At 35.6% G+C, this 26220-nt stretch carries 26 protein-coding genes; 4 read left to right on the plus strand and 22 right to left on the minus strand.

The annotated features are described in order from the left end of the window. Positions 1–11: 11 nt before the first annotated feature. From rseP to F5ESL0259_RS04980, 15 genes are all read right to left on the minus strand, one after another. Positions 12–1268 carry an RIP metalloprotease RseP gene (gene rseP / locus F5ESL0259_RS04910; RefSeq protein WP_122037676.1) on the minus strand — a complete coding sequence of 419 codons (1257 nt, stop codon included), beginning with the start codon at positions 1266–1268 and terminating at the stop codon, positions 12–14. Positions 1269–1278: 10 nt separating this feature from the next. Then, on the minus strand, positions 1279–2076 hold the full coding sequence (locus tag F5ESL0259_RS04915; RefSeq protein ID WP_046324999.1) for a phosphatidate cytidylyltransferase: 798 nt from the start codon (positions 2074–2076) through the stop codon (positions 1279–1281). An 8-nt stretch (positions 2077–2084) separates the two neighbouring features. After that, the gene (locus F5ESL0259_RS04920; RefSeq protein WP_122037677.1) at positions 2085–2819 is read right to left on the minus strand and encodes an isoprenyl transferase; all 735 of its coding nucleotides are present in this window, start codon (positions 2817–2819) and stop codon (positions 2085–2087) included. Between the two features lie 4 nt (positions 2820–2823). Next, on the minus strand, positions 2824–3381 hold the full coding sequence (frr, locus tag F5ESL0259_RS04925) for a ribosome recycling factor (RefSeq protein WP_122026157.1): 558 nt from the start codon (positions 3379–3381) through the stop codon (positions 2824–2826). Continuing rightward, positions 3374–4105, minus strand: coding sequence for a UMP kinase (gene pyrH / locus F5ESL0259_RS04930; RefSeq protein ID WP_046325002.1), 732 nt, complete (start codon positions 4103–4105; stop codon positions 3374–3376). The genes frr and pyrH overlap by 8 nt, the downstream gene beginning before the upstream one ends. 163 nt (positions 4106–4268) lie before the next feature. Beyond that, positions 4269–5180, minus strand: coding sequence for an ROK family protein (locus tag F5ESL0259_RS04935; protein WP_046325003.1), 912 nt, complete (start codon positions 5178–5180; stop codon positions 4269–4271). A 182-nt stretch (positions 5181–5362) separates the two neighbouring features. Then, the gene (locus tag F5ESL0259_RS04940; RefSeq protein WP_122037678.1) at positions 5363–6415 is read right to left on the minus strand and encodes a PHB depolymerase family esterase; all 1053 of its coding nucleotides are present in this window, start codon (positions 6413–6415) and stop codon (positions 5363–5365) included. A gap of 15 nt (positions 6416–6430) precedes the next feature. Then, a complete protein-coding gene (locus F5ESL0259_RS04945; protein WP_122037679.1) occupies positions 6431–7636 on the minus strand; it encodes an MFS transporter in 1206 nt (401 codons plus the stop codon). Between the two features lie 98 nt (positions 7637–7734). Continuing rightward, positions 7735–8571, minus strand: coding sequence for an AraC family transcriptional regulator (locus F5ESL0259_RS04950; protein WP_122037680.1), 837 nt, complete (start codon positions 8569–8571; stop codon positions 7735–7737). 1 nt (position 8572) lies between these two features. Beyond that, positions 8573–9382: an alpha/beta fold hydrolase gene (locus tag F5ESL0259_RS04955; protein WP_122037681.1), complete on the minus strand. Its 810-nt coding sequence runs from the start codon at positions 9380–9382 to the stop codon at positions 8573–8575. Next, on the minus strand, positions 9383–10045 hold the full coding sequence (locus F5ESL0259_RS04960) for a malonate decarboxylase holo-ACP synthase (protein ID WP_122037682.1): 663 nt from the start codon (positions 10043–10045) through the stop codon (positions 9383–9385). Further along, positions 10033–11700, minus strand: a complete 1668-nt coding sequence (gene mdcD, locus F5ESL0259_RS04965) for a biotin-independent malonate decarboxylase subunit beta (RefSeq protein WP_122037683.1) — start codon at positions 11698–11700, stop codon at positions 10033–10035. Before mdcD ends, F5ESL0259_RS04960 begins: the two co-directional genes overlap by 13 nt. Then, a complete protein-coding gene (gene mdcC / locus F5ESL0259_RS04970) occupies positions 11690–11983 on the minus strand; it encodes a malonate decarboxylase acyl carrier protein (protein ID WP_046325010.1) in 294 nt (97 codons plus the stop codon). The genes mdcD and mdcC overlap by 11 nt, the downstream gene beginning before the upstream one ends. A 14-nt stretch (positions 11984–11997) precedes the next feature. After that, positions 11998–13638 carry a malonate decarboxylase subunit alpha gene (gene mdcA, locus F5ESL0259_RS04975; protein ID WP_122037684.1) on the minus strand — a complete coding sequence of 547 codons (1641 nt, stop codon included), beginning with the start codon at positions 13636–13638 and terminating at the stop codon, positions 11998–12000. A 4-nt stretch (positions 13639–13642) separates the two neighbouring features. Further along, positions 13643–14500, minus strand: a complete 858-nt coding sequence (locus F5ESL0259_RS04980; protein ID WP_233558042.1) for an ACP S-malonyltransferase — start codon at positions 14498–14500, stop codon at positions 13643–13645. Positions 14501–14657: 157 nt separating this feature from the next. Here F5ESL0259_RS04980 and F5ESL0259_RS04985 point away from each other — a divergent pair, with 157 nt between their 5' ends. Then, the gene (locus F5ESL0259_RS04985) at positions 14658–15530 is read left to right on the plus strand and encodes a LysR family transcriptional regulator (RefSeq protein WP_122037686.1); all 873 of its coding nucleotides are present in this window, start codon (positions 14658–14660) and stop codon (positions 15528–15530) included. Between the two features lie 98 nt (positions 15531–15628). Next, complete coding sequence (locus F5ESL0259_RS04990; protein WP_122037687.1) at positions 15629–16750, plus strand: acyltransferase family protein; 1122 nt, start codon at positions 15629–15631, stop codon at positions 16748–16750. A gap of 59 nt (positions 16751–16809) precedes the next feature. Here F5ESL0259_RS04990 and F5ESL0259_RS04995 read toward each other — a convergent pair whose 3' ends face one another. The 7 genes from F5ESL0259_RS04995 to F5ESL0259_RS05030 form a co-directional block, all read right to left on the minus strand. Next, positions 16810–17436, minus strand: a complete 627-nt coding sequence (locus tag F5ESL0259_RS04995; protein WP_122037688.1) for a hypothetical protein — start codon at positions 17434–17436, stop codon at positions 16810–16812. A 103-nt stretch (positions 17437–17539) separates the two neighbouring features. Beyond that, positions 17540–17722: a hypothetical protein gene (locus tag F5ESL0259_RS05000; protein ID WP_122037689.1), complete on the minus strand. Its 183-nt coding sequence runs from the start codon at positions 17720–17722 to the stop codon at positions 17540–17542. Between the two features lie 24 nt (positions 17723–17746). Beyond that, positions 17747–18592: a MerR family transcriptional regulator gene (locus F5ESL0259_RS05005; RefSeq protein WP_122037690.1), complete on the minus strand. Its 846-nt coding sequence runs from the start codon at positions 18590–18592 to the stop codon at positions 17747–17749. 90 nt (positions 18593–18682) lie between these two features. Then, the gene (locus F5ESL0259_RS05010; RefSeq protein ID WP_122037691.1) at positions 18683–20707 is read right to left on the minus strand and encodes an FAD-dependent oxidoreductase; all 2025 of its coding nucleotides are present in this window, start codon (positions 20705–20707) and stop codon (positions 18683–18685) included. A gap of 656 nt (positions 20708–21363) precedes the next feature. Further along, a complete protein-coding gene (gene tsf / locus F5ESL0259_RS05020; RefSeq protein WP_122037692.1) occupies positions 21364–22239 on the minus strand; it encodes a translation elongation factor Ts in 876 nt (291 codons plus the stop codon). A gap of 40 nt (positions 22240–22279) precedes the next feature. Beyond that, positions 22280–23083, minus strand: a complete 804-nt coding sequence (rpsB, locus tag F5ESL0259_RS05025) for a 30S ribosomal protein S2 (RefSeq protein WP_122026169.1) — start codon at positions 23081–23083, stop codon at positions 22280–22282. 155 nt (positions 23084–23238) lie between these two features. Then, positions 23239–24270: a GIY-YIG nuclease family protein gene (locus tag F5ESL0259_RS05030; RefSeq protein WP_122037693.1), complete on the minus strand. Its 1032-nt coding sequence runs from the start codon at positions 24268–24270 to the stop codon at positions 23239–23241. A 58-nt stretch (positions 24271–24328) separates the two neighbouring features. Between F5ESL0259_RS05030 and F5ESL0259_RS05035 the strand changes: the two genes are divergently transcribed. Together F5ESL0259_RS05035 and F5ESL0259_RS05040 are read left to right on the plus strand one after the other, a co-directional pair. Further along, positions 24329–24943 carry a 1-acyl-sn-glycerol-3-phosphate acyltransferase gene (locus F5ESL0259_RS05035; RefSeq protein WP_122037694.1) on the plus strand — a complete coding sequence of 205 codons (615 nt, stop codon included), beginning with the start codon at positions 24329–24331 and terminating at the stop codon, positions 24941–24943. An 82-nt stretch (positions 24944–25025) separates the two neighbouring features. Next, positions 25026–26201 (plus strand): cyclopropane-fatty-acyl-phospholipid synthase family protein, encoded by a 1176-nt coding sequence (locus F5ESL0259_RS05040; RefSeq protein ID WP_122037695.1) that lies wholly within the window; start codon positions 25026–25028, stop codon positions 26199–26201. Positions 26202–26220: the final 19 nt, after the last annotated feature.

The raw sequence follows: 26220 nt of genomic DNA on the forward strand, positions 1-26220 counted from the left end.
AAATTGTTTTTTTATTTAATAAAGTAACGGTAGATATCATTGCCCGTTACAGCAATAATTAAAACTAACAGTAAACCGAAACCGATTAATTCCACTATAGCTTCATGATTTTCAGAAATTGGTTTACCACGAATGATTTCAATAATATTTAGTAAAAATTTACCACCATCTAAGCCAGGAATTGGTATTAGATTAACAATACCCAAGTTAATAGAAATCATTGCCAAAAAAGCCAAAATATAGGTGAAGCCCATTTTAGAAACCTGTGATGTCTGTGAATAAATCCCAACTGGGCCAGAAAGTTTATTTAAGCTGAAGTGACGGAATAAACCACCAACTGCATTAAAAATCATCCCCGTAGTGGAAACGGCTGTATCCCAGCCACGCTTATACTTAGCATTAAAACTATCATCGCTTTTTGCTCTAATTCCAATTTGATAAACTTTTTGCCCCTGCACCTTAACGACTTGTGGTTGAACACTTATCACTTTTTGGTGATTATTTTTGACCACCGCAATATTAGTTTTTTTGCCTTTGCTTTGATAAATTTCTTCAGATATTTGTTCAAAAGAGGTTATTTTATGACCATTAACAGCCGTTATTTTTGAACCAGGCTCAAGTTTTGCAAGCGCAGCCGGCGAATTTGGTGCTACTTCTGCTACTTCTGTAGTAGCTGGTCCAGGAACGGTAAAGGTCCAAATCAAAAAGACAACAAAACCCAGAATAATATTCATCAAAGGGCCAGCAATGTTAGTAGCTAATTTTTGCCAAACATTTGCTTCTTGAAACTGCGTGTCACGGGGAGCAATGATCAGTTCAGTATTTGATTGATCAATGATAGTGGCATCATGATTAACATGATATGTTACTAGTTTTTCTTCTTCGCCGTTTTCATACCCTGAAATAAAGAGTTTATCAACTAGATCAAACTTAGTGATCTGCAATGGAATTCCTTCAAGCGGGACATCCGACTCAGAAGCATCAATCCTGACTACTTCATTTTGCTGATTAAGTTGCAAAACTACTCTCATACCAGGAGCTAACGTGGTTTCATCATCTTTACTTGCCAAACGCACATAGCCACCTAAAGGCAGCCATCTAATGGTATAAGTAGTAGGATTGCGTCGTACTTGGAAAAGTTTAGGTCCCATCCCAATTGAAAATTCACGCACTAAAATGCCGCATTTTTTAGCAACAATAAAATGCCCAAACTCATGGACAAAAACCAATATTCCAAATACAACTAAAAAGATTAGTATACCTTTCACAAGAATTCTCCTAGTGCATGATTCCCATTAGAGCAGCAAATACAGGCAAAACAAAGAGCATACTGTCAAAACGATCTAAAATACCGCCATGACCAGGTAGTATTTTGCCAGAATCCTTAACCCCGTAATATCTCTTATAAGCTGATTCGACTAGGTCGCCCATTTGGCCAACAATTGATAGCACAAAGGCAAAAATAATCATTTCAACTTGAGAATGATTTAAGTTGACAAAATAAACATAAATTGCCGCACAAATCACTGCACAAATTGTGCCTCCAATTGATCCTTCCCATGTTTTATTGGGACTTATCACAGGCCATAACTTATGTTTACCAATTTTTCGGCCAATCATATATGCACCTGTGTCAGTAAGCCATACAACGACAAAAACGTAGCAAAGAAGTGCAAGACCATTACTTGCATTTCTGACGCTTGCCATATAATGAAAGCCTGTGCCGACATATAATGAGCCTAAAGTATAAACGGCTACATCGTCAAAAGTGGTTTTATTTTTAGTTAAAACAGTCCAGGTAAGCATTAGCATGATAAGGGCAAAATAAATACCATATTTCGTCCAGTGAAATGGCATTGACTGGATAAAATTATCTGGTACAGCCCAAGTGATTGTAGCCAGTAACGCCAATAAAAAATTGACTGAAACCAGAATTTGCTTTTTCATTAAAAAGAATTCGCTAATACCAACGGCTGCAAAGATGACGGTGAGCCATTCCATCCAGAGCCCACCCATAATTACAATAGGAATAAATAAAATTAAAGCAATTACTGCTGTGATTATACGTTGTTTCATATAAATACCTAACTATCCGATTCATCAAGTTTGCCGAAACGACGATGACGATTCTGAAAATCATTAACAAATTTTTCTAAATCAGTTTTAGTAAAATCTGGCCAATTTTTCTCACTAAAAGCAAGTTCTGAATAAGCTAACTGCCAAAGCATAAAATTAGAAATCCTTTGTTCACCAGATGTTCTAATTAATAAATCAGGATCGCTATATTCGCCAAAACTCGCAGTCATCAATCTGTGAGAAATCATTTCCTCATCAATTTCTTCGCTTGTTATCGCATTTGTTTCAACGAGCGTGGCAAGTTCTTTTACTGCAGTCGTAATCTCTCTTCTAGAGCCATAATTGAAAGCAAAGTTCAAAATTAAACCGCTATTTGTGGCGGTTTCCGCCATTGCTCTTTGGACGACATCATAAGTCTTAGGCGGCAGCTCATCCAAGTAGCCCATAATATTCACTTTAACATTTTCCTTCATCAGGGTAGGCATAAATTTATCAAAAAAACGCACTGGCAAGTTCATCAGATATGCTACTTCCTCCTTAGGTCTGGCCCAATTTTCTGTAGAAAATGCATATAGTGATAAGACTTTGATACCAAGCTGATCTGCTGCCAAAGTTATTCTTTCGACATTATTCATGCCTTCGTAATGGCCTGCTATTCGTGGTTTTCCTTGCCTAGTTGCCCAACGACCATTACCATCCATTATAATAGCTAAATGGTTTAATTGATTTTTTTTACTTGCCATTTAATTAGCCTTGTGTAATTTCCTTACGCTTTTCTTCCGCAATTTTGTCGATTCTTTTAGTAGCATCATCCGTAACTTTCTGCACGTTCTTTTCCAAATTGCGTTGTTCGTCTTCCGTGATTTCATCGTCTTTCTGTTGTTTTTTCAGACTGTTCATAGCATCACGACGAACATTCCTAATGGCAATCTTACTCTCTTCAGCCATCTTGTTGACTTCTTTGGCAATTTCTTGTCGTCTTTCACCAGTAAGCTGCGGGATCACCAAACGGATCACCTTACCATCATTTGCAGGTGTTAAGCCCAAGTTTGAAGCCAAAAGAGCATGTTCAATATTATCAAGACTGCTTTTGTCATAGGGCGTGATTAATAATACTCGCGGCTCCGGAATAGTGACACTGGACATTTGCGTTAGTGGTGTCGGGGCACCATAATAATCAACTTTTACACCTTCAAGTAAAGCTGCATTAGCAACACCAGCACGAATAGAGCCCAAGTTTTTTTCAAAAACGGTAATTGATTTATTCATATTATCTTGTGCTTTTTTAATAGCATCATTATTCATTATTTTCTCCTCCGATTACTGTTCCAATATTTTCACCTAAAACCACTTTTTTAATATTACCTTCAGTATTAACGTTGAATACAATAAGAGGAATGTTCGTGTCCATTGAAAGTGAACTTGCCGTTCTGTCCATGACTTTTAAGTTTTTAGAAATAAGATCTAACTGAGAAAGTGCACTATATTTTTTGGCATTGGGATCAACTTTCGGATCAGCAGAGTAAACTCCGTCAACTCCATTTTTAGCCATCAGAATGACATCCGCGCCTATTTCAGCGGCTCTTAGTGCAGCAGTGGTATCAGTCGAAAAGTAAGGATTACCAGTGCCACCACCCATAATTACTACTCGCCCTTTTTCTAAATGACGAATTGCTTTTCTTCTAATATATGGTTCTGCTATTTGTCTCATTTCAATCGATGTTTGTAATCTAGTAGGTACGCCTACATGTTCCAAGCCATCTTGAAGAGCTAAACCATTCATTATAGTAGCAAGCATACCCATATAATCAGCTTGTGAACGCTCCATTCCTAGTTTTGCACCAGTTTCACCTCGCCACATGTTACCGCCACCAACGACAATACCAATATCAACACCGAGATCATGAACTGATTTGATTTCTTTTGCTAAATGACTAATGACCGTGGGATTTATTCCAGTTCCTTCAGCACCAGCAAGAGCTTCACCAGAAATTTTTAAAACTATACGCTTATACTTAACTTTAGTCATGACAGCCTCCTCTATTAACTTTAGTTATTCTACCATATAAAAAGCGCAAATGTGGACTTAGAAATAAAAGAGAGGGATTTCTTAAAAAAATTCTTTGAACTAAAAATTAACGGGAAAAGCAAAAAATCTCAAAGTTATCTACTTCGAGATTTTCAAAATATAATTAATATTTATTTTCCCTATTAATTTGCAGCAATAAATTGTAAAGTGACCCATACAAATTTGAATCGTTCCTAAAATGAGCAGAAACAATGGCAGGCTTAGTTAAAGTATTTCCTATAATAGGGTTCTTTTCCTGTACCAATTTGTCATATTCTTTGTTAATACCACTTATTAAAATTGGTTGGGCACTGATACCACCACCAATAGCAATTTTTTCAACATCTACTACGGTTTGGATATTGAGAATTAAACCAGCTATTGTAAGACAATAGTTCTGAAAGATATTTACCGCGTCAGGTGACTTCTCCTTAATTGCCTCAAAAGCATGAAGTCCATCATTTTCTTTAGGATAATTAAGTTTGTGGTTTATCTTTTTAATAAAATTGACGGCAGAGCCAATGTTACCCAAAGAGCCTTGCATATTATCTGGGTGAGATAAATCATTAATCATAAAACTTAATTCACCAGCCTGATAATGTGTTCCTCTTAATAAGTGACCATCAATAATTATGCCACCGCCAACTCCTGTTCCCAAAGTAATAGCGGCACAATTTTGTTCACCTTTTAGACTCCCCAACCAGTTTTCAGCTAGAACACTGGCTTTACCATCATTAATAACAGCAACTGCTATGTGATACTTTTTACCATATATTTCGGCAAAGTCAATGCCATCTAAAAATGGTAAGGCCCCGCCAAATCTAATTTTAGTATTTTCAATTTTACCAGGAGCACAAAAGCCGATGCCCTTGATATCTGAAATATAGCGGTTAACAATCTGGTCAATATTTTCTAAAAACTTTGCTTTATCTTGATCAGTAGCAATTTTATCTTTTTCAATTATATTTCCAGCAGAATCTAATTTAGCAAATTTAATTTCAGTTCCACCAATATCAATGCTCAAATAATTTTTCATAAATCTCTTCCATATAATGACAAAATCAATAAAATCGTTTAGCTTTAAAGCTAGCACAATCCAGCACTAAAAATTTTACACCAAAACAGTTTTAAATTTGAAATATAATTTATTACTTGGTGTTTAAATTTTATTTCAACAAGTTGTTCATTATAGCAAAATTTACAATTTTAGAACAGCTTTTATTTATGCTGCTTAAAAAGCCACGGTAAAAGCTCAGGATTATTATATGCATATGCCCAGCTAGCATGTGGATTTGGTCTCACTTTCCCTTTAGGGAAAATTGTCACCTTCAGTTTCTTTCCCCCAGCGTTTTTAATTGCCTCCTCAGCTTTTTTAGTGCCTAAAACCCCTACTACCGGATCATCTTCAGCATGAAAAGCCCAGATCGGTAGTTGCGCCAAGGACTGTCCTTCTTCACCCGTAGCCAACATATATCTGCCCTTTCCTTGTTCTCCATAACCTTTTTTGCCATCTTCATAGACATAGCCTGAACAAGGAACGAGTGCTGCAAACAAATCAGGATAATTAGCTCCCAAAAACCAGGTAGTAGAGGCACCATTTGAAAGTCCTGTTAGATAAATTCGTTTTGAATCAATATTATATTCTTTTGTTATCTGTTTCAATAATTGAAACAGAGCAGCGCGAAATTCTTTTCTAAACCAACCATTTAATGTCGGTGCCCAGGTAGCTTGGGGAACCAAAATTACAGCATTCTCTTTTTCCTTAGCATATGTATATATGGTCTTAGGGACATCATTTCCTAAAAGAGGCATACCATTATAAAAGCCGCGTTCACCTGAACCATGTAAAAATACTACCAAAGGCCTGGGAACATTTTTATTACCAGAAGCATAAATTGAATAGCTTAACTGTACTTTATCGGTTTGTATGATTTTTTCTGCAAAATCTTTTAAGAAAGGATCTTTGCGGTATTCTGCTGCAATATGTGGTAAATGATTTTTAACTTGAACAAGAATATTAGGCAATGATACATTATTAATAAATTTCTCGGCATCAAAGCTTAAAACTGACAATTCACTCATTTCTTCAAAGTAATAAATTAAGCTATTTGATTTTTCTTCAACATTTCTAATATTAATTTCTTTATTATTTACCGTAAAAGAAACGTCCTTTTCTAGTTTTTTTAAATCAGTATCAGACTTGAGCATAGCACTAGTGACAAAAGTGCCATTATCTGTAACTTCTTCTTGGTAAATTATATTAATATTCATTTTGTGATACCTGCCTTAATTTCTTTTTGCTAACTTATTGCGTAAAACTGCTAGTATTATAAAAACTATTCCCACGAACACCAGGTACCACATTCCTATTTTAATAATAGCAATTGGGCCGGAAACACCTAAAATGGATGCTGTCAGCGCCATTGTATATGGGGAAAGGAATGCTCCCCCATTATTAAATACCTTAGCAAGAGAGAGGAAAAAGTCTTTCGAAGTTGCGGGCACATCTTCCATTACTGCGCCATAAATGTAAGGAAAAATGATATTAGTGGCCGAAATAATCATCATTGAAATTGTAAATACCAGCATGTTAGGCGAATGTATGATGCCCCAATAACCGATAATACCTAAGACCATTGCAAATACAGGAGTATAATGTTTCAGCACTTTATAAATTTTGCCGTAAAAAGCGGTAAAAACAGCTCCCACAAGACCAGCCAAAGCTAAAGAGGTGGAAAAGAATTCCTGATGATTCAAATTTAATTGCTGGATTACTAGTGGCGCATCAGTTTGTTGCGGCATAATGGCATTGAAATAAACAAAAGACATCAAAATAGCTATTAAAGCCAAAACTGGTACATTTGTGGTCTTTTTTTCAGCTTTAGCATTTTTGAGAATTTCTTTTTGTTCGGCCTGTATTCGGTTTTCAGTACTTTGTGTATATCCCAAGGCAAAAAGAATAATAATTGGGATAAAAAGCAAATAAACTAAGTATGCCGCATGCCAATTTATTCCCAGTAATAGTCCAGCAACAAAAACTGCTAGGCTTTGGCCAAATGTTTGAATAGCCGACTGGTATCCCAGAAGTGTCCTTTGTTCATCTCCTGACCAAATATCACCTATTAAACTCGCAGTTGAGGTGGAATAAAGTCCATTACCCATTCCGAGAACAAATCTCGATACCTGAATTACATGAAAATTATTTATAAAAAATGGTAAGGTTCCACCAATTAAACCTAAAAATAGCCCCAGCAAAACGGTTTTGCGCTTACCTAAATATTTAATAAAAATAGATGACAAAAGCACAAAAATTACCATTCCGATTGATGGTATAGTCAGTAAAGCCTTCACATTTGCTGATCCTTCACCTGAAAACTGCTTTTCCATCATTGGCATCGTACCAGAAACTGCACTGGCAGCTGTCAATAAGGTTGAAATAGCTAAAATACCTATTTTTAAAAGCGGCTTATTTTTATCAATTTTAATAGTCATAGCTCCTCCTTAATATGTAATCGCTTGCATTAACTACACACTAAGTATAGGGAAAATGTGCTTTACAAAGTTTAAAAAATTAACTTATAATAGGCAAATTATTGACTTTTTAATTGTTCACGATATTGTTTAGGAGAAACTTGGTATATTTTTTTAAATAGCTTTTGTAGGCTCTTAACATTAGCAAAGCCACAATGATCGGCAATAATATTAATGGGTAAGTTGGTATTGGCAATTTCCTGATAAGCATATTGTAATCTAATCAATTGGAGGTAATGCATAAGACTTGTATGAACCTCCTTTTCAAAAAGACGATCAAGATAATTTTTAGAGAAATTAAAGTGTTTTGCTATATCGCTAAGTGTCAAATTTTCGGTAAAATTTTGCGAAAGATAAGCAATAATTTCTTTAACTTTATCCTGTTTTTTAACCTCATTAAATGTCAGAACTTCGCTTTTTTGAACTAAAAAATCTTTCAGAAGATGCGAAAATAGTAAATAAAAGTGCCCGAGAATTTCAATTTGAGCATAGTGATTATCCTTCTTCGTCCATAAATAATAAATGGCCGCTAATTCCTTTTTAATAATTTTATTTTTCTTAGGATCGGTATGTTGGGAAACAAAATAGTAATTAGCAATATTAGGCACCATCTTTTTCATGGTTTTTGCAGGAATTAAAAGAGTGAGCGATCTTCTTTTGTCACCTGGAGCAATGTTTTCAACACCATGAACTTCTCCAGAATTTATAATTATGAAATCTCCATCTTTTAAATGAGTTTTATGACCTGAAACAAAATAGTCACCATCACCGTGTACTGTATAATCAATTTCGAGAGATTGATGCCAGTGCTTAGTGATTTGAATAACAGACTTGTTATGAATAATGATTTTAAACGGTAAAATTCCTTGTGTAATGACTATTTCGTGTCGAAACATTTTAATTGCCCCCTCCAGGTAAATAGCCGCTTGCTAATAGAAAATGGCGTAAAAGTTGGTTGAACTGGCTTGGTACTTCTGCCATTATATCATGTCCACAGTTATCCAAAATGGCACACTTAATGTGTAGATTATTTAGACACATCCACTCGGCAAATTTTGCATTGTAATATGGACTTTGTCGGGAAGCAAAAACAGCCATTTTACGATCAGTATATTTTATAAGATCGCGCCAATCATATTGAATATGCTCTTGTAAAAGGTCCAGATTGCTTTGTCTATTAAAAGGGAACTTTCTTTTAATTAAATTAAGTCTATGAGTTACATCCGAATCAAGTCCATGTAAAGTTTCCTGAGTATTCGGAGCTTTTTGACATTGAGTTTTGTAATTTTGAGCAGTGAAATTCATAAAGCCAAAATGCCAATTTGTCGTGTTTAGCATATATGGACTCTGATCAACAATACAAGCTAAATCAATTAAGCTTGGTTTGCTATCAATTAAAGCAAATAAAACGCTGCCTCCCATTGAGTGACCAATAAAAGCAGCGTGATTAATTGCAAGAAAATCCAACAATTCAATTAGATCAGTAGTTAATCGCCTAAGAGTATGACCACATGCCGTCCGCTCACTTTGACCCATGTTACGATGATCATAAGTTAAGACCTGGTAACCCATATCCACTAAATAAGAGATTTGTTTCAGCCAAATTTCTTGATAACCTCCAAAACCGGTTATTAGCACTATTGGTTTACCTTTGCCGTAGAGATGAAAATTTAAATTTATACCGTCTTTTGTTTGATAATAGCTCATCTAGTTTACCTTTAAAAAATGCCATGGATCAGCCGTAAGGACTGGGCCAGCAGTTGTCTTGACTAATACTTTGGGACTACGGTTTGCTGCGTATTCTGCTAACGCAAACCCATTTTGTCCTTTAACTACCTGAACATCTGCATGAACTTGATATTGGTTTAGCATGGTCAATAATTTTCTAGACTGTTCAATATTAATCTTTCTTTTTGCAACTAAAATTATGTCTAAATCACTTCTATGATTTAAATTATTTTGTACCATAGCAATACCTGTTGCCATTTCATAAGCCAAGGAACCACCAATACCCCAACTATATTTCCTTAATAAGGGACATATTTTTTCTAGAGCTTGAAACTGAGGCAGTTTCCGCCTTTCAGGAGTCAAAATTTCCCATGATTTGTTTTTTATAAAATAAGCTGGACTATAACAATTTATTACTCGCTTTTTCACTAAAAATCCAGCTAAGCGCTGACTCCTACGACTTCCTCTCAGACCCACAGGAATAAGACCCTGCTTTGCAAGCCCACGTCTGACAACAACGATTTTTGCTTTAGACAAAGAATCCTTTGCCCAGTCAGGTAAAGGATTCCCTTTTAAAATTAAATCATGGTTGTCATTGAATGTTAGCAAGTCATGTGGCCAAACTTGTTTTATTTCTTCCATTGATCAAACACAATCCTACGCATTTGGTTTGTTGCTTTTCGTCCACTTTCAACAGCAATTGGGGTCTCATATCTAAAACTTAAATCAGTTGGTTGATTCTTTGTGCTTGCAATTGCTTCATCAATAATTGTTTCAATCTTTTGAGTTGCTTCCACATTAGCATCCCATGAAGAAACGTCAGGCACTAACTTGTATAAAGCACCAAGTTTTTCATAATTATGAATATCATAGGCCATTGCTGGAACGTGCTTAGTAGCCTCTTCAAGTTCCGCAATTGTACGCTCAGTAATCCGAGCGGCAGAAGCTTTAGACATGGCCTGGATTGTGATTGAATCGTCTGCTAAAGCAATAATGCGATTTGATTGCAATCCGTGGGCCAAAAATCCACCTGAAACAGCATCACCAGGAATAAAGGCAATTACGGGATGCCCAGATTGACGGGCTTTTGCGTAAGCCGCAGCAGCAGATGCCAAACTTATATGAATACCAATTAATTCCTCTTTATAACCATAAGCCTGACTTGGTACATCCACCACTAAAACCAGCGGACGCTTTGTCTGCTTATCTTTATCTTCTGCAACAATCTGGTTAACAACTTTAGCTACTAAGAAACCTTCCTGTAAGCCAACTTCACCTTCTCGTACTCGAGGAAAACGATTATGCTCATCAGGAACAATAGCAATATATTCTTTCCCATCTTTTGCAGCATGAAGAACCGTAGAGTAATTAGATTCAGCATTTTCAATTCCTGTCAGTTTTTCAAACCAGAGTCGACCACGTGATTTTGTTTTTGGTTGTTTACTTGCATGAGCTTCTTGAACTTCATGCTCTACTGGATTGTTTGCCGCAAATAAATTACTATACTCCTTGGTATCTAGGGGTTGAGTAAAATCAATTTTATCTATTAAAGAAAGATAAAAATCAGCTTGCTCAGTTCTATGTGCATCCTTATTTTCCATAATTGCATTTGAAATAGCTTCTTTAATGGCTGCAACATCATCTGTAACGACTTCATCAGCAATGCCAGTTTTAACCCTTTGACGTGTGCCTAAAGTGTCCCATATTAAATTCTTATCACTTGAATCAAATTCTCTAACACCAGCTTCTTGCTCTATAACTTCTGGGCCATTCAGCGCAATCCTGGCTTTTGGAGTTGTAATAAGGTATGAGAGAATTGCACTTGTAATAGACATGCCGCCAAAACTACCTACTCTTCCAGGTACAACACCTATTACCGGCACATATTTCTTGAGAGCAATAACTGCATTTTGTATTTCTGAAATTGACAACAACCCGTAATTAGCTTCCTGCAAACGTACGCCACCAGTATCAAGGATAATAATTGGATACTCTTTTTCACCTTTTTTATTATCCTCAAGCGTTTTTTCTAAGGCAGCTACAATTTTTGCACCAGAAACCTCACCAATTCCGCCTCCTTGAAAGCTTCCTTCAATTGAGATTATAACGGCATCCTTTTTGTTTAATTTACCTTTGACGACAATCACACCATCATCACTTTCAGGAACAATGTTTTGTGGTTCCAAATGTGGTGAAATGAAATCAAATTCAGGGCCAACAATTTCGCGGCCTGAATTTTCATCAAGTAAACTAAAAGCACGTTGACGTCCATTCAATTCTACAAAACTATTTTTCATCGTTTAATGCCTCCATTGCTTGAGTGAGGCGAAGATTAACCACGCCTGGGGTCGCTCCAAAATCATGAATAACAAATTTACCCTTTAAAGGATAACGAGTAAAAAAGCGATCAAGAACATTATGCCAAACTTCTTTGAACCCATCACTACCAGTTACGATGTCTACCGTTGTCTTCTCGGCCGGATAAAGTAAGATTTCCAAGTCTCCGGAAGCCACTACACCAACATGAACAAATTTTTTTACAGTTTCTGAATTTTGATAAGTAAAATTAAGTTTCTCCATTTTATTGACCTCCATTATGACCATGATCTGAACTTAGCCGGTGGATTGTATAAACCGTGTGACCATTCGACCAGATCATCCATTGTTTGAGCAGCTAGTAATGAGCGTTTAGCATCTTGTCTGCGAACTCCTAAGTCTTCAGGCAAAGCAACAATCCCTTGGGCGCGCAATTTCTTAACCTCTGCAGAATCAGAACGAAGCCCAATAGGAGTGACACCGGCAATTGCTTCAATAGCAGCTTTACGCTCTTGCATACTATCTGTTTTATAAAGATATGCAATCCCTTCTTCAGTCACAATATGCGTGGTATCTTCTGTGTAAATCATGATTGGCACATTAGCTAGTTTTGCTTCTTTTCTAACTTCCTCTGCGTCCAAATGATCGACAAAAACTGGTTTTTTATTTGAACCAAAGGTTTCAACCATTTGTACCACTAATTTTTGACCTTTTGCTAACGGATTATCAGCCGGCTTTAAGCTTTGCCAGGCTGCAGTCGAATGCCGTCTCCCTGTTGGATTTGAGCCCATGTTAGGAGCACCACCAAAGCCTGATAAACGACCATGAGTAACGGTAGAAGAGTTGCCCCACTGATCAATTTGCAAAGTTGAGCCAACAAACATATCGCAGGCATATTGACCAGCTACCTGCCCAAGAGCACGGTTAGAACGCATAGTGCCGTCTTTACCCACAAAGAAAATGTCAGGACGAGCAGCAATATATTTTTCCATACCAACTTCTCCGCCGAATGAATGGATCGAATCGACCCAGCCACTTTCAATTGCAGGAATTAAAGTTGGAGTCGGGTTCAGTTCCCAGTTACGACAAATTTTACCTTTAAGGCCTAACTGCTCGCCATATGTTGGTAGTAAAAGCTCAATGGCAGAAGTATTAAAGCCGACACCATGGTTAAGAGTTTGAACATTATGTTTTTCATAAATTCCGCGAATTGCCATCATTCCCATCAAAATTTGCAATTCACTAATTGCTTGGGGGTCACGCGTAAACAAGGGTTCAAGTTGATAAGGCTTATCTGCAGGAATGACTACATCTACCCAATCAGCTGGAATATCTACCCGAGGAACCTTATCAACAATCTCATTTGCCTGCACAATGACAATTCCATCATGAAAAGCTGCTGCTTCAACTATCGTAGGTGTTTCTTCAGTGTTAAAGCCAGTATATAAATTACCTTCATGGTCAACTTTGTCCGCTGCTACTAAAACAACATTTGGAATTAAATCAATGAACAAACGCCCAAAAAGCTCTAGATAAGTATGAATGTCACCTACTTTCATGGTCCCATCGGCAATCATCTGTGATACTCGCGTACTTTGTGGGCCAGCATATGAAAAGTCCATTTTAGTAGCAATACCTAAATCAAAAATATCAAGATGTTCCGGCCTGGAAATGCTGGACATAATCATATGCAAATCATGAACTTTTTCCGCATCTACTTTAGCTAGGGCTTCAGACAAGAAGGAAGCCTGTTTCTGGTTATCACCTTCTAAAACCACTTTATCCTGAGGCTTAATTAAAGTCTCAAGAACCTTAACAACATCTTCCGTTTGAGCAAATTTACCATCCAGAAGCTTACTTGCACTATTTAGCCGAGCAAGCTTTGCATCTCGATGAGAATGCCAATTTCTTTCACTCATTTTATTATCCTTTCCATTTATTTAGTAAAAAGTCGGCATCTGACACTGACATTTCACTTAAAACAATATTAGCTATTTGATCTGTTTTCATTTTTAATAATTTGGTAAACGCGTTCCCGGGAGAGAACTCAATACTAATTTGAGGATTATACTCAAGCGCCACATCGATCATTGTTTCCCAAAAAACTGGATGGATTAAATTATTTGCTAAATCATATTTAACTTCTTCAGCTTTTTTCACAGGATGACCATTATTATTTGCTAGATAAATACAGTCAGGATCCAGCAAGTTCAGCTTTGTTATTTCCTGACTCATTTTATTTGCTACTTTTGCCATTAAAGGCGAATGTGATGGGTTGGGAACGCGCAACAATTTAGCCTTTGTCGCACCACTTTTAGTAGCAAAATTTAGTACCTGCTTAATGGCAGAAAGCTTGCCTGACAATGTGTTTTGCAATTCCGAATTTTGATTGGACAAATATACCGGATTTTCTGACGTATGTATAGTTTTAACCATTTCAGCAACTTCTTGCCGAGATAAACCTACTATTACTCCCATACCATAGCCTTCTGGATAAGAAGACTGCATTAATTTTGCCCTTAAACTAACTAATTTAAAAACATCCTCTTTAGTAATTACATTTGCGGCATAAGCAGCGCCAAAAACTCCGAGAGAATGACCCGCAACAAGATCTGGTTGCCAACCCATTTTTTTAAGTTGATCAACCTCGCTAACTTGCAAAAGCAATATACTTAGCTGTATCTGTTGTGAATCTTGGTAGCCTTCTAAACTGTCTGTTAACTTCACTCCCGTCCAATTTTCAACTTTTAATTTCAAATCTGGGTCTATATCTTCTAACATACCTGGGTTTTGACCTCCCTGCCCAGGAAACAACCACAAACACTTCACGTTATCACCTCTTTGGATCTCACAATATTAGTTTAATCCCATTTAATAACCATTTATAATAGAAAATAGGAATAATAGTTAACTAAAAAGTTATTAATGAAGGTAAAAAATGAACTTAACAGGTCTGAAGTATTTTGTCAGTGTTGCAAGCCTTGGATCAGTTACTGAAGCTGCTAAAAGGGCGTTTGTAAGTGAATCGGCAATTAGTAAAACGATTAAACAACTTGAAGAAGAAATTGGGGTTAAGTTGTTTGATCGTCAAGGAAGAACTATTAAATTGAATCAACAAGGAAAAGTTTTTTACACGTATGTTTCTGACAGCCTTAATTTATTGAATCGTGGCATAAACGCTGTTAGGGTTAATTCTATAAACAAAATCAGTGAAATTAACGTACTTTTTACCGTAGGTTCTCCCTTAATTCCAATTATTGCTTTAAAAATGCAAAAATTACTGCCCAATGTCAGTTTGAACATTCATCAAAGGACAACCTTTGCCAAGGATCTCAAGCAATTCGATTTTATTATTTCTTCAAATAAGATCGCCGATTTTACGACAATTCCACTTTTAAGAGAAGAAATTGTAATTGGCTGGAAAAGAAACTTTATGCGAAAAAAGAATATGTTTAATATCACTGAACTAGAAAATTTTACTTTTGTAGGTGAAAATGACGAAACAGAATTACAGCAAACTATCAATAAATTTATGCTCAGTAATGATTTAAAATTGAATTTTAAATACCAGTCAGATGAACCAGCGACTGTTAGAGAAATGATCATTGCTGGATTAGGAATAGGTTTTATTCCTTCAGTAACTTGGGGAGAATACTTTAAAAATTCTAATGCAATTGATATTGCCAGAATTATTCCTAAATCTCCTCATCGCATAATTTATTTAAACACGCCACACCAGACATTAACTGACACGCAAAGATTGTTCAGTAATGAAATTGCCAATGTATTAGTAGAAGCACAATCATATTAAATTACAGAAAATGAGCTTGCATTTTTTTAAAAAAGCGCATATATTGAATTTAACTTCTTAGGGATCTCACAAATCTACTAAGAAAGGTCTTAAATAAAATGGATAAATATCATTATCCGGCATACGAAATAGCTGACATAGGTGATTACCTGAAGGTTTTTGCTTGCAGCGCCGTTATGTCTCAACCAATAATGTCCTTAATTATGGGAGTGGGACAACCATATAATACGCAAGATATTTTTGGCGTTATGTATAATTTGGTTAAGTACACTGCTCCAGCATTTATCTTTGGCATTTTGTATACAACTATTCGTACTAACGATATAGCAGGCAATTTTTCATATCAAAAACATTTACGAGCAAACTGGTCAAATTTGTTTGTTCCTACAATCTGGTGGACTTTGATCTACTTGTTGGGAATGCCCTGGCTTCAGCAAATAAGAAAGTTCAATAATTTTGGTACATTTTGCTGGCAATTTGTCAACGGTAACGCTGCTCCTCATCTATGGTATAACACCATGATGTTACAATTTATAATTTTGATGCCAATTTTCTGGGGAATCAGTCGTTATGTTGCTAACAACGTAAAACGGGGTTTATCAGTTGCCGGTATTACGTTTGTTTTGTATTTTTTCTGGCTGTGGTTTTATGACTTTTACGTTTTTCATGGGCCACACGAAAAAAGCTGGTATCTGCTGGATCGTATTTTCATTTCGTTTGTGATTTACGGTGTTTTTGGTGTATTGGCGTGGCAATTTAGGGATTACGTTAACACGTTTCTATATAAGTTTTGGTGGCTAATTTTAGTTGTTTTTGCTGCATGCTTTTTCTGGACTAATTTTGAATTACATGGCTTTGGCCATCCGGTTCTTTTTGCAAATGCGCCTTATTATAAACCATCAATGACATTTTATTGCTTGGCTGTAATTGCTTTGGTAGCTGCACTATGTCTATTTAATATCAGGCACAAATTGGAGAAATGTTTAAAATTTTTTCACTTTTTAGCAACCTATGCCTATAGAGCATATTTATCAAATGTGTTTTGGAATCAACTGCTGTGGCGTGGCTTAAATATGAGTTATCATGCTGTTTATCACCCATTTCTAACCTTTTTTGGCATGTGGGTACTGACATGGACATTATCCTTCACTTCAGCATATTTTCTTCATATTTGGTGGTCAAAAGCAAAAAAGTTCTTAAGCGGGTTTAGTCTAAAATAATAAATATTTCTAACCAAAAAGCACCTTGACACTAAAAAGAGTCAAAGTGCTTTATTTTTTTACTTTTTTACTATAGAAGCAATGCCTGCCATAATATTTAAGTACTGCTTTTCATTTTCTACAAAAGAATCATTGTTAACAATAATATCTGCTATGTCCTTTACTTTTAGTGCCCCATGCTTGATTTTGAACTGATCCTTATTTTTGGTCCGTTCTACTATTTCATCAAAAGTAAAATTCTCGCCGTTATCAATTGTTTGCTTTTGATATTCTCTTTGTGCGCGAACTTCAAGAGGCGCTTCAATGTAAATGTTCATCATTTTAGGACCCAGTTCTTTTTTTAGATAAACACCCAATTCTGAACGGTATAGGCTTTCTATTGATGCATAATGAATATTTTCTTCTTGCATTTTACCTATTAAACGGTATAAGAACTCTTTAAACACTTGTTCAGTGTCTTTAGCATAAAGATTGGTAAAATCTTGTTCTGATGGATGTCCAGTGAACTGATAATTACGTTCTATCATCATTTCTTTTTCTATTGCAATGATCTTCATTCGTTTAATACCAATGCTGTCAAAATAGATTCCAGCGGCAGATTTACCGCATTCACTTAATCCACCTAACGAAAACATACCTTTGACAAAATTTTTACGATTTTCAAAATCTTGCTCAGTAAATTCCATTTTCACGCCTCCATTAAAAACTAAAATACTGCGCTGTAAATTAACAGTGCAGTTTTAAAGTATACACGGAATGCTAATATTTTGCAAGCGATTTCATGATAAATCAGGTGATTTTCATTACAAATTCGGCTCCGTCTGGAGTAGACAAGAAAATAGCTCCAGCTATTAATAAGAAACCGACCAAAAAAGCAATATACTTTGTTGTTTTAGAAAATCTACCAGCAAAACCAAGATATATTAGTATTGCTCCAAAGGCAAGACCTAAAACCATAATCCAAAACTTCATAAATTTCCTCCTATGTTACTATTTTCACCACTTACTTTTGATTGGTATCCAGGCCTCATCATATCTGATATGCTTTTGCGAATTATCTAAGACTAAAAGTAAGGAAGTTATGATATCACCATTTAAGAGATAATTATTTTCTTTTAAATAAGATCTTATAGAATTTAACCACCCCTTATTATCAATATTTTGAGCATTACCCACTACAACTGTATGCAAGCAAGTTTTGGAAGGGATAGTATTAACACGATTACTATTTTTTAAACCAAAAGCTTTAAAATATTTTTCGCTGATTAGCATTTCAATTTCTGGTTCAATTTTTGATGTTTTATTCAAAATATCCTTTTTTCTATAACGGATTGAGCCATTCGTTATCGGCATTAACTCATTCCAAGTGCGATATTCATCTGTTTGTTCTTTATTACTTTTATGAGGACCGTCCATTTCTCGTAAAAACAATGTTTTTAATGTTGGTGATTTTGTTATTTCAAAAAAACTGTGATAGTTCAAAACTTTTTGTAAAAGCTTTATGTTGTGAGTCATTACTTCTATAGAAGCGTTGATACGTTCAAATTCTTTTTCAGAATCATGCAAATTTTTTACTAAAAACTTTAAAGCAATTTGTTCATTTGAAGCGTTTAAGACATCCAGTGTTTCATTAAGAGTTAAACCCGACTGACTAAGATACCTAGCCGTGAAAATTCGATATGTATCATTTAAATTAAATTGTCTCTGATTATTATTGCCAACTCTTTTAGGGTTGATTAATTTTTTTCTCTCATAATATTCTATACCCTTAATGGAAATCCCAAAATACTTACCCAGCTGTGAAGAAGTATAGACATAGGGATACGCTTTATGATCTATCATTTTTCTACTTCCTTTGTATGCTTATAGCTATATTAAAGCAGAAAAAAAGACTTTAACATATTTTGTCAAAATCTTTTTAAATTTTTTTAACTAGTTTTCATTCAATTTAGAAACAGCATCTTTAGCTGCAGCGCGTCCAAATACTCCACAATTTAATAATGACATACCATCTCCAAAATAATCGATTCCCATGACTCCACTGTCAGCACATGAACCGGCTGCGTATAATCCTGGAACGGGCTTTTCAGTATTATCGAGCACCTGACCGTTTTCATTAATTTTTGCTCCAGTATAGCCATCAGTACAAATCTGTGGCATTCTTAAAATATAAAACGGCGCGGTAATTTTAATCATGTTCTCTCCATTTTTGTGGAAGTCCTCATCTTTTCCTTTTTCACAGAGTACATTGTATCGCGAGACTGTTTCTTTTAATTTATCAGGTTTAATTCCAACATCTTGTGCTAATTTTTCAATACTATCTTCTTTATAACCAAAGTTTTTACCCTGAATTGTTTTTTTAGTTAGACCTAATTCAGTCATAACTGGGTATTTTTCTGCTGTCTTTTGCCCATAAACGGCATAGCCTTCATCGTAACCATTACGCCAACATCTTTTAGTAAACTCAAATGTAAAATCATCTTCAGAAACCAGTCTTTGACCGCCACCATCAACACATAGGACATCATAGTTTGGTAAAGTAGGAGATTCAGGAATTGCCTCAGGGAATTTATCCCCAAAAGAGACACCGTAAAAGTAATACATAAATTGCAAATAAGGAACATTTATTATTTTGGCATTAACCTGCTTGAAAAAGTTCAAAGCTGATCCATCGCCATTGCCAACTATTATCTCTATATTGGTCATTTTAGGATTAAGTTCCTTAATTTTTGCCATATTTGCGGTATAAGAACCTGTTCCAATTATTACCGCTGACGCATAGATCGACAGTTTATCACCATCTACAGTAGTTGCTTTAACACCTTTAACTTTTCCATCTTCCACGATTAGCTCATCTACTTTTATTCCCAATCGCAGATCTACACCTTTTGCTTTGGCTGAATCAACCAGAGCATGAATTAAAGTGGTTCCCATACCTTTAATAGTGTGAGCGCGTTTTGTTAATCTTGGCTTTTTAGGAGCTATATTAACCACTTTATCCCATTTTATTCCCTGATTTTCTAAAAACGAAATATAATCTGCAGACTCATTAGCTAGCTTGCGTAACAATTTGGGTTCAATATTTGGCTCATCACCATAAACAGTCATTAAATCATTATAAAAGTCATCGGCTGAGTCCATAATCCCCCTTCTCTTTTGTTCATCCGTATCAGCACCCATGACAAATCCTTGAGCACGGGTAGTAGAGCTGCTATAAGTTTGTCCCGCTTCAAGAAGGACTACTCTAGCACCTTCATCTGCTGCTTCAATTGCTGCACTAAATCCTGATAGCCCTGCTCCAATAGCTATAATATCTGTATGTATTTCCTTATGTTTAGCAATGGGCTTTTGAATTTTACGATTTGCAAAAGACTCAGGGTTACCACCCGCTTTTGAAATTGCTTTTGCAACACCAGAAAGGTATGCATTTGAAGAAACTGTTGCACTAGTAATCACATCAACAGTAGTAGACTGATTCTTTATTATTTTATTCTTTAATAGATCAAATGCCATTCCGCCAATTACTGGTGTATCAGTATATTCTGGTACAACAATATTTGTAATTCTATTATCTTTAAATGTGACATTGATCGATGCCCTGCCAGTACCAGGCAGTCCCTGGTTTTCTTTAAAAGACTTTACTTCAACTGTATAATTACCATCTTTTACAGTAGTTTCTGTTCCGACTTCTACACCATTTAACTGATTCTCAATATCTTTTAGAGCTTCGTTAAAGCCCTTAGAAGTTCTTGATGCTCCAGAAATCACATCAACTTGAAATTTTTTACTTTTATTTGCAGCATCTACAAGTTTTGGTAGGGCTTTTTCACCGACATCTTTGGTTTCATCACTTGAAACTAACTCTATTTCACTTAATTTATTGTCAGCAAATTCTCCTTTTAAAACTATCTGACTTTTAAATCCCTGGCCTTTACCTACAAATGATTTCTTAGTCATCTTTAAATCTCCTTATTAAATATCTTTTACAAATTTATTTTAATTGATGAAGTAACTTCATCGTCAAGATCATAAGTGATAAAAGTCACAATTTTTATAAAAAAGTATCTTGCTGCCAGTGCAACAAGATACAGTGCCAATTTTTATAAAAGCTCTAGCACTTAAATACATTTCACTTTCCTATGTGATTTTCATTATAAAGTCCGCTCCGTCTGGTGTAGCTATAAAAATGGCTCCAGCTAACAGTAAAAATCCTGCTAAAAAAGCAATATATTTTGTTGTTTTAGAAAGCCGACCAGCAAAGCTAAGGTATATTAGTATTGCTCCGAAAATTAGTGAAAGAATCATAACCCAGAAACCCATAAATATCACCTCGTTTTAAATAAATCTAGTTATAAACAAAATTTTGTCCTTTAATAAATACTACACTAATTCTAAAAGAAATTCCGCAATAAATGTAAATTGCTTTTAAAAATAAAAGAAAATTTAAGTTTTTTTGTTGAGATAGCTGTTTATTTTATACGTTATCTTGTTTTTTCTTATCATTTAGGATTGATTAAGATTTTTGTTACCTTAAAATGAGCGTTCAACTGAATACAAAAAGCCCTCATCAATAGAGATGAGAGCTTTTCATCAGATAATTTTATCAAAAATATCTATTGCATTTGTTCTTTTACTTCAGCAGCAAAGTCTTCTTGCTTCTTTTCAATACCTTCGCCAACTTCATAGCGCTTGTAGCCGACAACTTCGCAGCCTTCTGATTTAGCATATTCTGCTACAGTCATATCGCCATCTTTAACATAAGGTTGGTCTACTAAACAAATTTCACTAAGATACTTGTTTACTCTACCTTCAACAATCTTAGGAATAATCTTAGCAGGTTTGCCTTCATTTTCAGTTTCCTTAGTGAAAACTTCTTTTTGACGATCAAAGTCAGCCTTTGGTACAGAATCTTTGTTCAAGTATTCTGGATTAATTGCCGCAACGTGCATGGCAATGTTTTTAGCTGCTTCTTCACTGTTTCCTTTTAAGATAACAACCGAAACAATTGCACCACCATTATGCTTGTATGCACCAAAGACTTCATCATCATTTTTAGTAATTAAATCAAATCTTCTTAAAGTGATTTTTTCACCAATAACTGCTGTTAAATTAGTGATAGCATCACCAATTGTTGAATCACCTAGCGGAGCTTTCAATGCTTCGTCAACATTTGCTGGTTTCGCTGCCAAAATAGCTTTGGTAACATCATCTACCAACTTAATGAATTTATCATTAGATGAAACAAAGTCAGTTTCTGAGTTGACTTCAACCACAACTGCATCGTTGCCATCAAAAGCATATTCAGCAAGACCTTCGGCTGCGATACGGCCACTCTTCTTAGCAGCTTTAGCAACGCCATTTTCTCTTAAAATGTCAATTGCTTTTTCAATATCACCATCAGCTTTAACCAAAGCCTTCTTGGAATCCATCATGCCAGCACCTGTGCGGTCACGTAATTCTTTTACTTGTTTAGCAGTAATACTTGCCATTATTTTTCCTTCCAAATAAAAACTTATTGATAATTAAAAACTAGTCTTCATCTGAGTCAGAAGTTTCTTCAGCTTCTACTGCTTTTTCTGCATCATTTTCAGTATCAGCATGCTTTTCTTCTGCACCCTTAGCCATTTCAGCCTCGGCATCATCGTCATCTTGACCTTGTTTACCTTCAATAACAGCGTCAGCCATGGCACCAGTAATTAAACGAATTGCACGGATAGCGTCATCATTTGCAGGAATGACTACGTCAACTGGATCTGGATCAGTGTTAGTGTCAACCATAGCAACAACAGGAATACCAAGAATGTTAGCTTCGTGAACAGCAATCTTTTCTTTCTTAGGATCAACTACGAATAAAACATCAGGAATTCTAGGCATATCTTCAATACCACCTAAGAATCTTTCCAATTTATCCTTTTCTTTAGTTAAAAGAGAAGCTTCCTTCTTTGGCAACACATCAAATGTGCCATCTTCTGACATCTTCTTTAAATCTTTCAATCTTTGTACTCGGCTTTGGATAGTCTTCCAGTTAGTCAAGGTACCACCTAACCAACGTTGGTTAACGTAGTATTGGCCAGCACGAGTAGCTTCCTCAGCGATTGAATCTTGTGCTTGCTTCTTAGTACCAACAAAAAGAATAACGCCACCATTTTGAGCAACGGCTCTAACAAAGGCATAAGCATCATCCAACATTTTGATGGTTTTTTGCAAATCAATGATGTAGATACCATTTCTTTGGGTGAAGATATAAGGAGCCATCTTAGGATCCCATCTTCTGGTTTGGTGACCAAAATGGACACCAGCTTCAAGCAATTGTTTCATTGAAACTACTGACATATTAAATTCCTCCTACGGTTTTAATCCTCTCAAGCGGTCATTTCAGTATTTCACCATTGTGTGGCACCAAAATACTGATCGCTCTTGATGTTTTTTACATATATGCTAAAACGCATACGTTAAAATAATACTAGATTATTGCTGAAGATGCAAGACTAAAAGTCAACTTTATGCTCTTTTAAAAACTTTTCTTTCCATATTCTGTTATGGTGCTTAAACCAATATTCTCTTTTAAGTGCCAAATTTTTATCTGGAAATTCTTCATGATAAATTAATTTTACTGGCCTGCGTGATTTAGTATATTTAGCACCCTTACCGTTGTTATGTGCCTCTAATCTTTTTTGTAAATCATCTGTAAAACCCCCATAAAAGCTGCCATCGCTACACAATAAAACATAAAAAAAGTATTTTTTTATGTTTTTTCTTTTGGCCTTATCTTGTTCAGTCTCACGAATGATACACTGAATAGCAGGAAGATAATTGCCTTGTTGATCGTGTACCTCAATTGTATCCCTTAACACTAAACCGGCGCTCCCTGTATGCTTAACTGCTTCAATAATTATCAAATTGCAGTCTTCTCCGCGGTGTGAAACGTATGGTTGGATCACTTTAATACTCAAATCATGCTGAAGACAAAAATAAGCAATTTCATTTAACCGCTCAGGTCTGTGAACCATAAACATTTTCCCCTTCATCTTAAGCAAACCGCTCGCCACGGCAATTATTTCTTCAAGATTAATTAATATTTCGTGCCTGGCAATGGCTTTTGCTGGATCAGGATTAACTTTATGGTTTGGCGCCACTTTAAAATACGGTGGATTTACGACAATAACATCATAAGAATCCTTTCTTAAGAATTTCGGGGCATCCTTAACATTTTTTTGAAAAACTTGAATCCTGTTTTCCATCTGGTTTAGTGCAATAGATCGTTTAGCCTGTGATACCACTTCTTTTTGAATTTCAATTGCATCATATTTGGCACGATTAAAATAGGCCATGTACATTGTAGCTGCACAATTACCGGCACATAAATCAGCTACTTTAGAATTGTCTTTAATAACATTTTTTGCGGCCGCCGCTAATAAGAGAGTATCTAAAGAAAAACTAAAAGAGGTCTTATTTTGAATAATTCGTAAATCATCACTATACATATAATCAATGCGTTCATTTTTCAATAATTTTGCCATAAAAATTTGTCCTCTTCCTCAGCTTTGTTATAATATTCTACATCAATTGGAGGAAATTATGTTTTATCATTTTATTCGTCCCGTAGCTCGCTTTATAGTTTGGCTATTAAACGGACATCTACACGTTAATCATAAAGAAAGAATTCCAGAAGGCAACTACATTTTAGCAGCACCGCACAGAACATGGTGGGAGCCAATATTGTTTGCACTTGCCGCTAGCCCCAAAGAATTTATGTTTATGGCTAAGATAGAATTATTCAAAAATCCCATATTGCGCTTTATCTTAAAACACGCTCATGCCTTTCCCGTCGATCGGAAGCATCCTGGACCTTCAGCTTTAAAAACACCAATTAAGGGTTTGAAAAACGGCAACTTTTCTTTAATCATATTTCCATCTGGCACCAGACATTCAGCTGAAATGAAGGGTGGTACTATTGCCATTGCCAAGCTGTCAAATAAGCCTATAGTCCCCGTCGTTTATCAAGGGCCCCTCACATTTACCGGATTGTTAAAGCGGCAACCTTTGGAAGTTTGTTTTGGCGAACCATTCATGGTTGATCGTAAAACTAAGCTTACGCATGAAAATGAAGCACAGATCGATAACAAATTGAAAAAATCCTGGGATAAAATTGATTATGAGCAGAACCCAAGTTTTCATTACGATCCTCAATAAAAAGAGATAGTTTTACATAAAAATTATTTTATTCCAGTGTTAGAATATTAGTGTAAAAATGTCAGACGGAGGATTTTGAAAATTGTTAGAAAAAACTTTTTATAGAACAATGTTAAGTAAGTCTTTCCCGTTTCCGGTTAAAGTGACCTATTGGGACGGTAAAAGCGAAATATATGGAAACGGTACTCCGAGTATTGAGATTATTTTTAACGAGAAAATCCCAACCAGCGCTATTTCTAAAAATGCTTCTTTAGCTCTGGGAGAAGCATACATGGATAAAAAAATTGAGATTAAAGGTAGTTTGCAAAAATTAATTTGCGGAGCTTATGAAAGTGCTGGAAGCTTTTTGCGCTCCAGTAAATTCCGGAAATTTTTACCAAAAGAAAAGCATACAGAAGAACAAAGCGAAAAAGATGTTCAACGTCATTATGATATCGGTAATGACTTTTACAAATTATGGCTCGATCCTACTTTAACTTATTCCTGTGCTTATTTCGAAAATGAAAATGATGACCTTGAAACTGCGCAGTTGGCAAAAATACATCATATTTTAAATAAATTAAATCCAGAAAAAGGCAAAACTTTACTTGATATTGGTTGTGGTTGGGGAACGCTCATGCTGCTAGCTGCAAAAGAATACGGCCTAAAGGTGACCGGTGTAACCCTGAGTGAAGAACAATATAAGTTAGTGCAAAAGAAAATCTATGATCAAAACTTACAAGATGTTGCTGAAGTTAAATTAGAGGACTATCGGGAATTAGGCAATCAACAGTGGGACTATGTAACTTCTGTCGGCATGTTTGAACATGTTGGTAAAGAAAACTTAGGCCAATATTTCGGAGATGTTGCGAAATACTTAAAAAAAGACGGAGTCGCTTTAATTCACGGCATTACTCGCCAGCAAGGTGGTGCTAAAAATGCTTGGCTTAATAAGTACATTTTCCCAGGTGGTTATATACCTGGTTTAGCCGAAAATATCGACCATATTATTGCAAATAATATGCAAATTGCAGACATCGAAATGCTAAGAAGACATTATCAAAAAACTTTGGAAATTTGGGATCATAACTTCAACAGTAAACGAGATCAAATTCAAAAGAATATGGGCGAACGTTTTACCCGAATGTGGGATCTATACTTACAGGCTTGTGCTGCTTCCTTTGAATCGGGAAATATTGATGTTGTGCAATATCTCATTACCAAAGGACCATCCGGTAAAAATTTACCTATGACTAGGAAATATATGTTAAACAAGTAAAAAAATATCACATACAAAA

It is taken from the genome of Lactobacillus sp. ESL0259, assembly GCF_003693045.1.
Classification (GTDB): Bacteria; Bacillota; Bacilli; order Lactobacillales; family Lactobacillaceae; genus Lactobacillus; species Lactobacillus melliventris.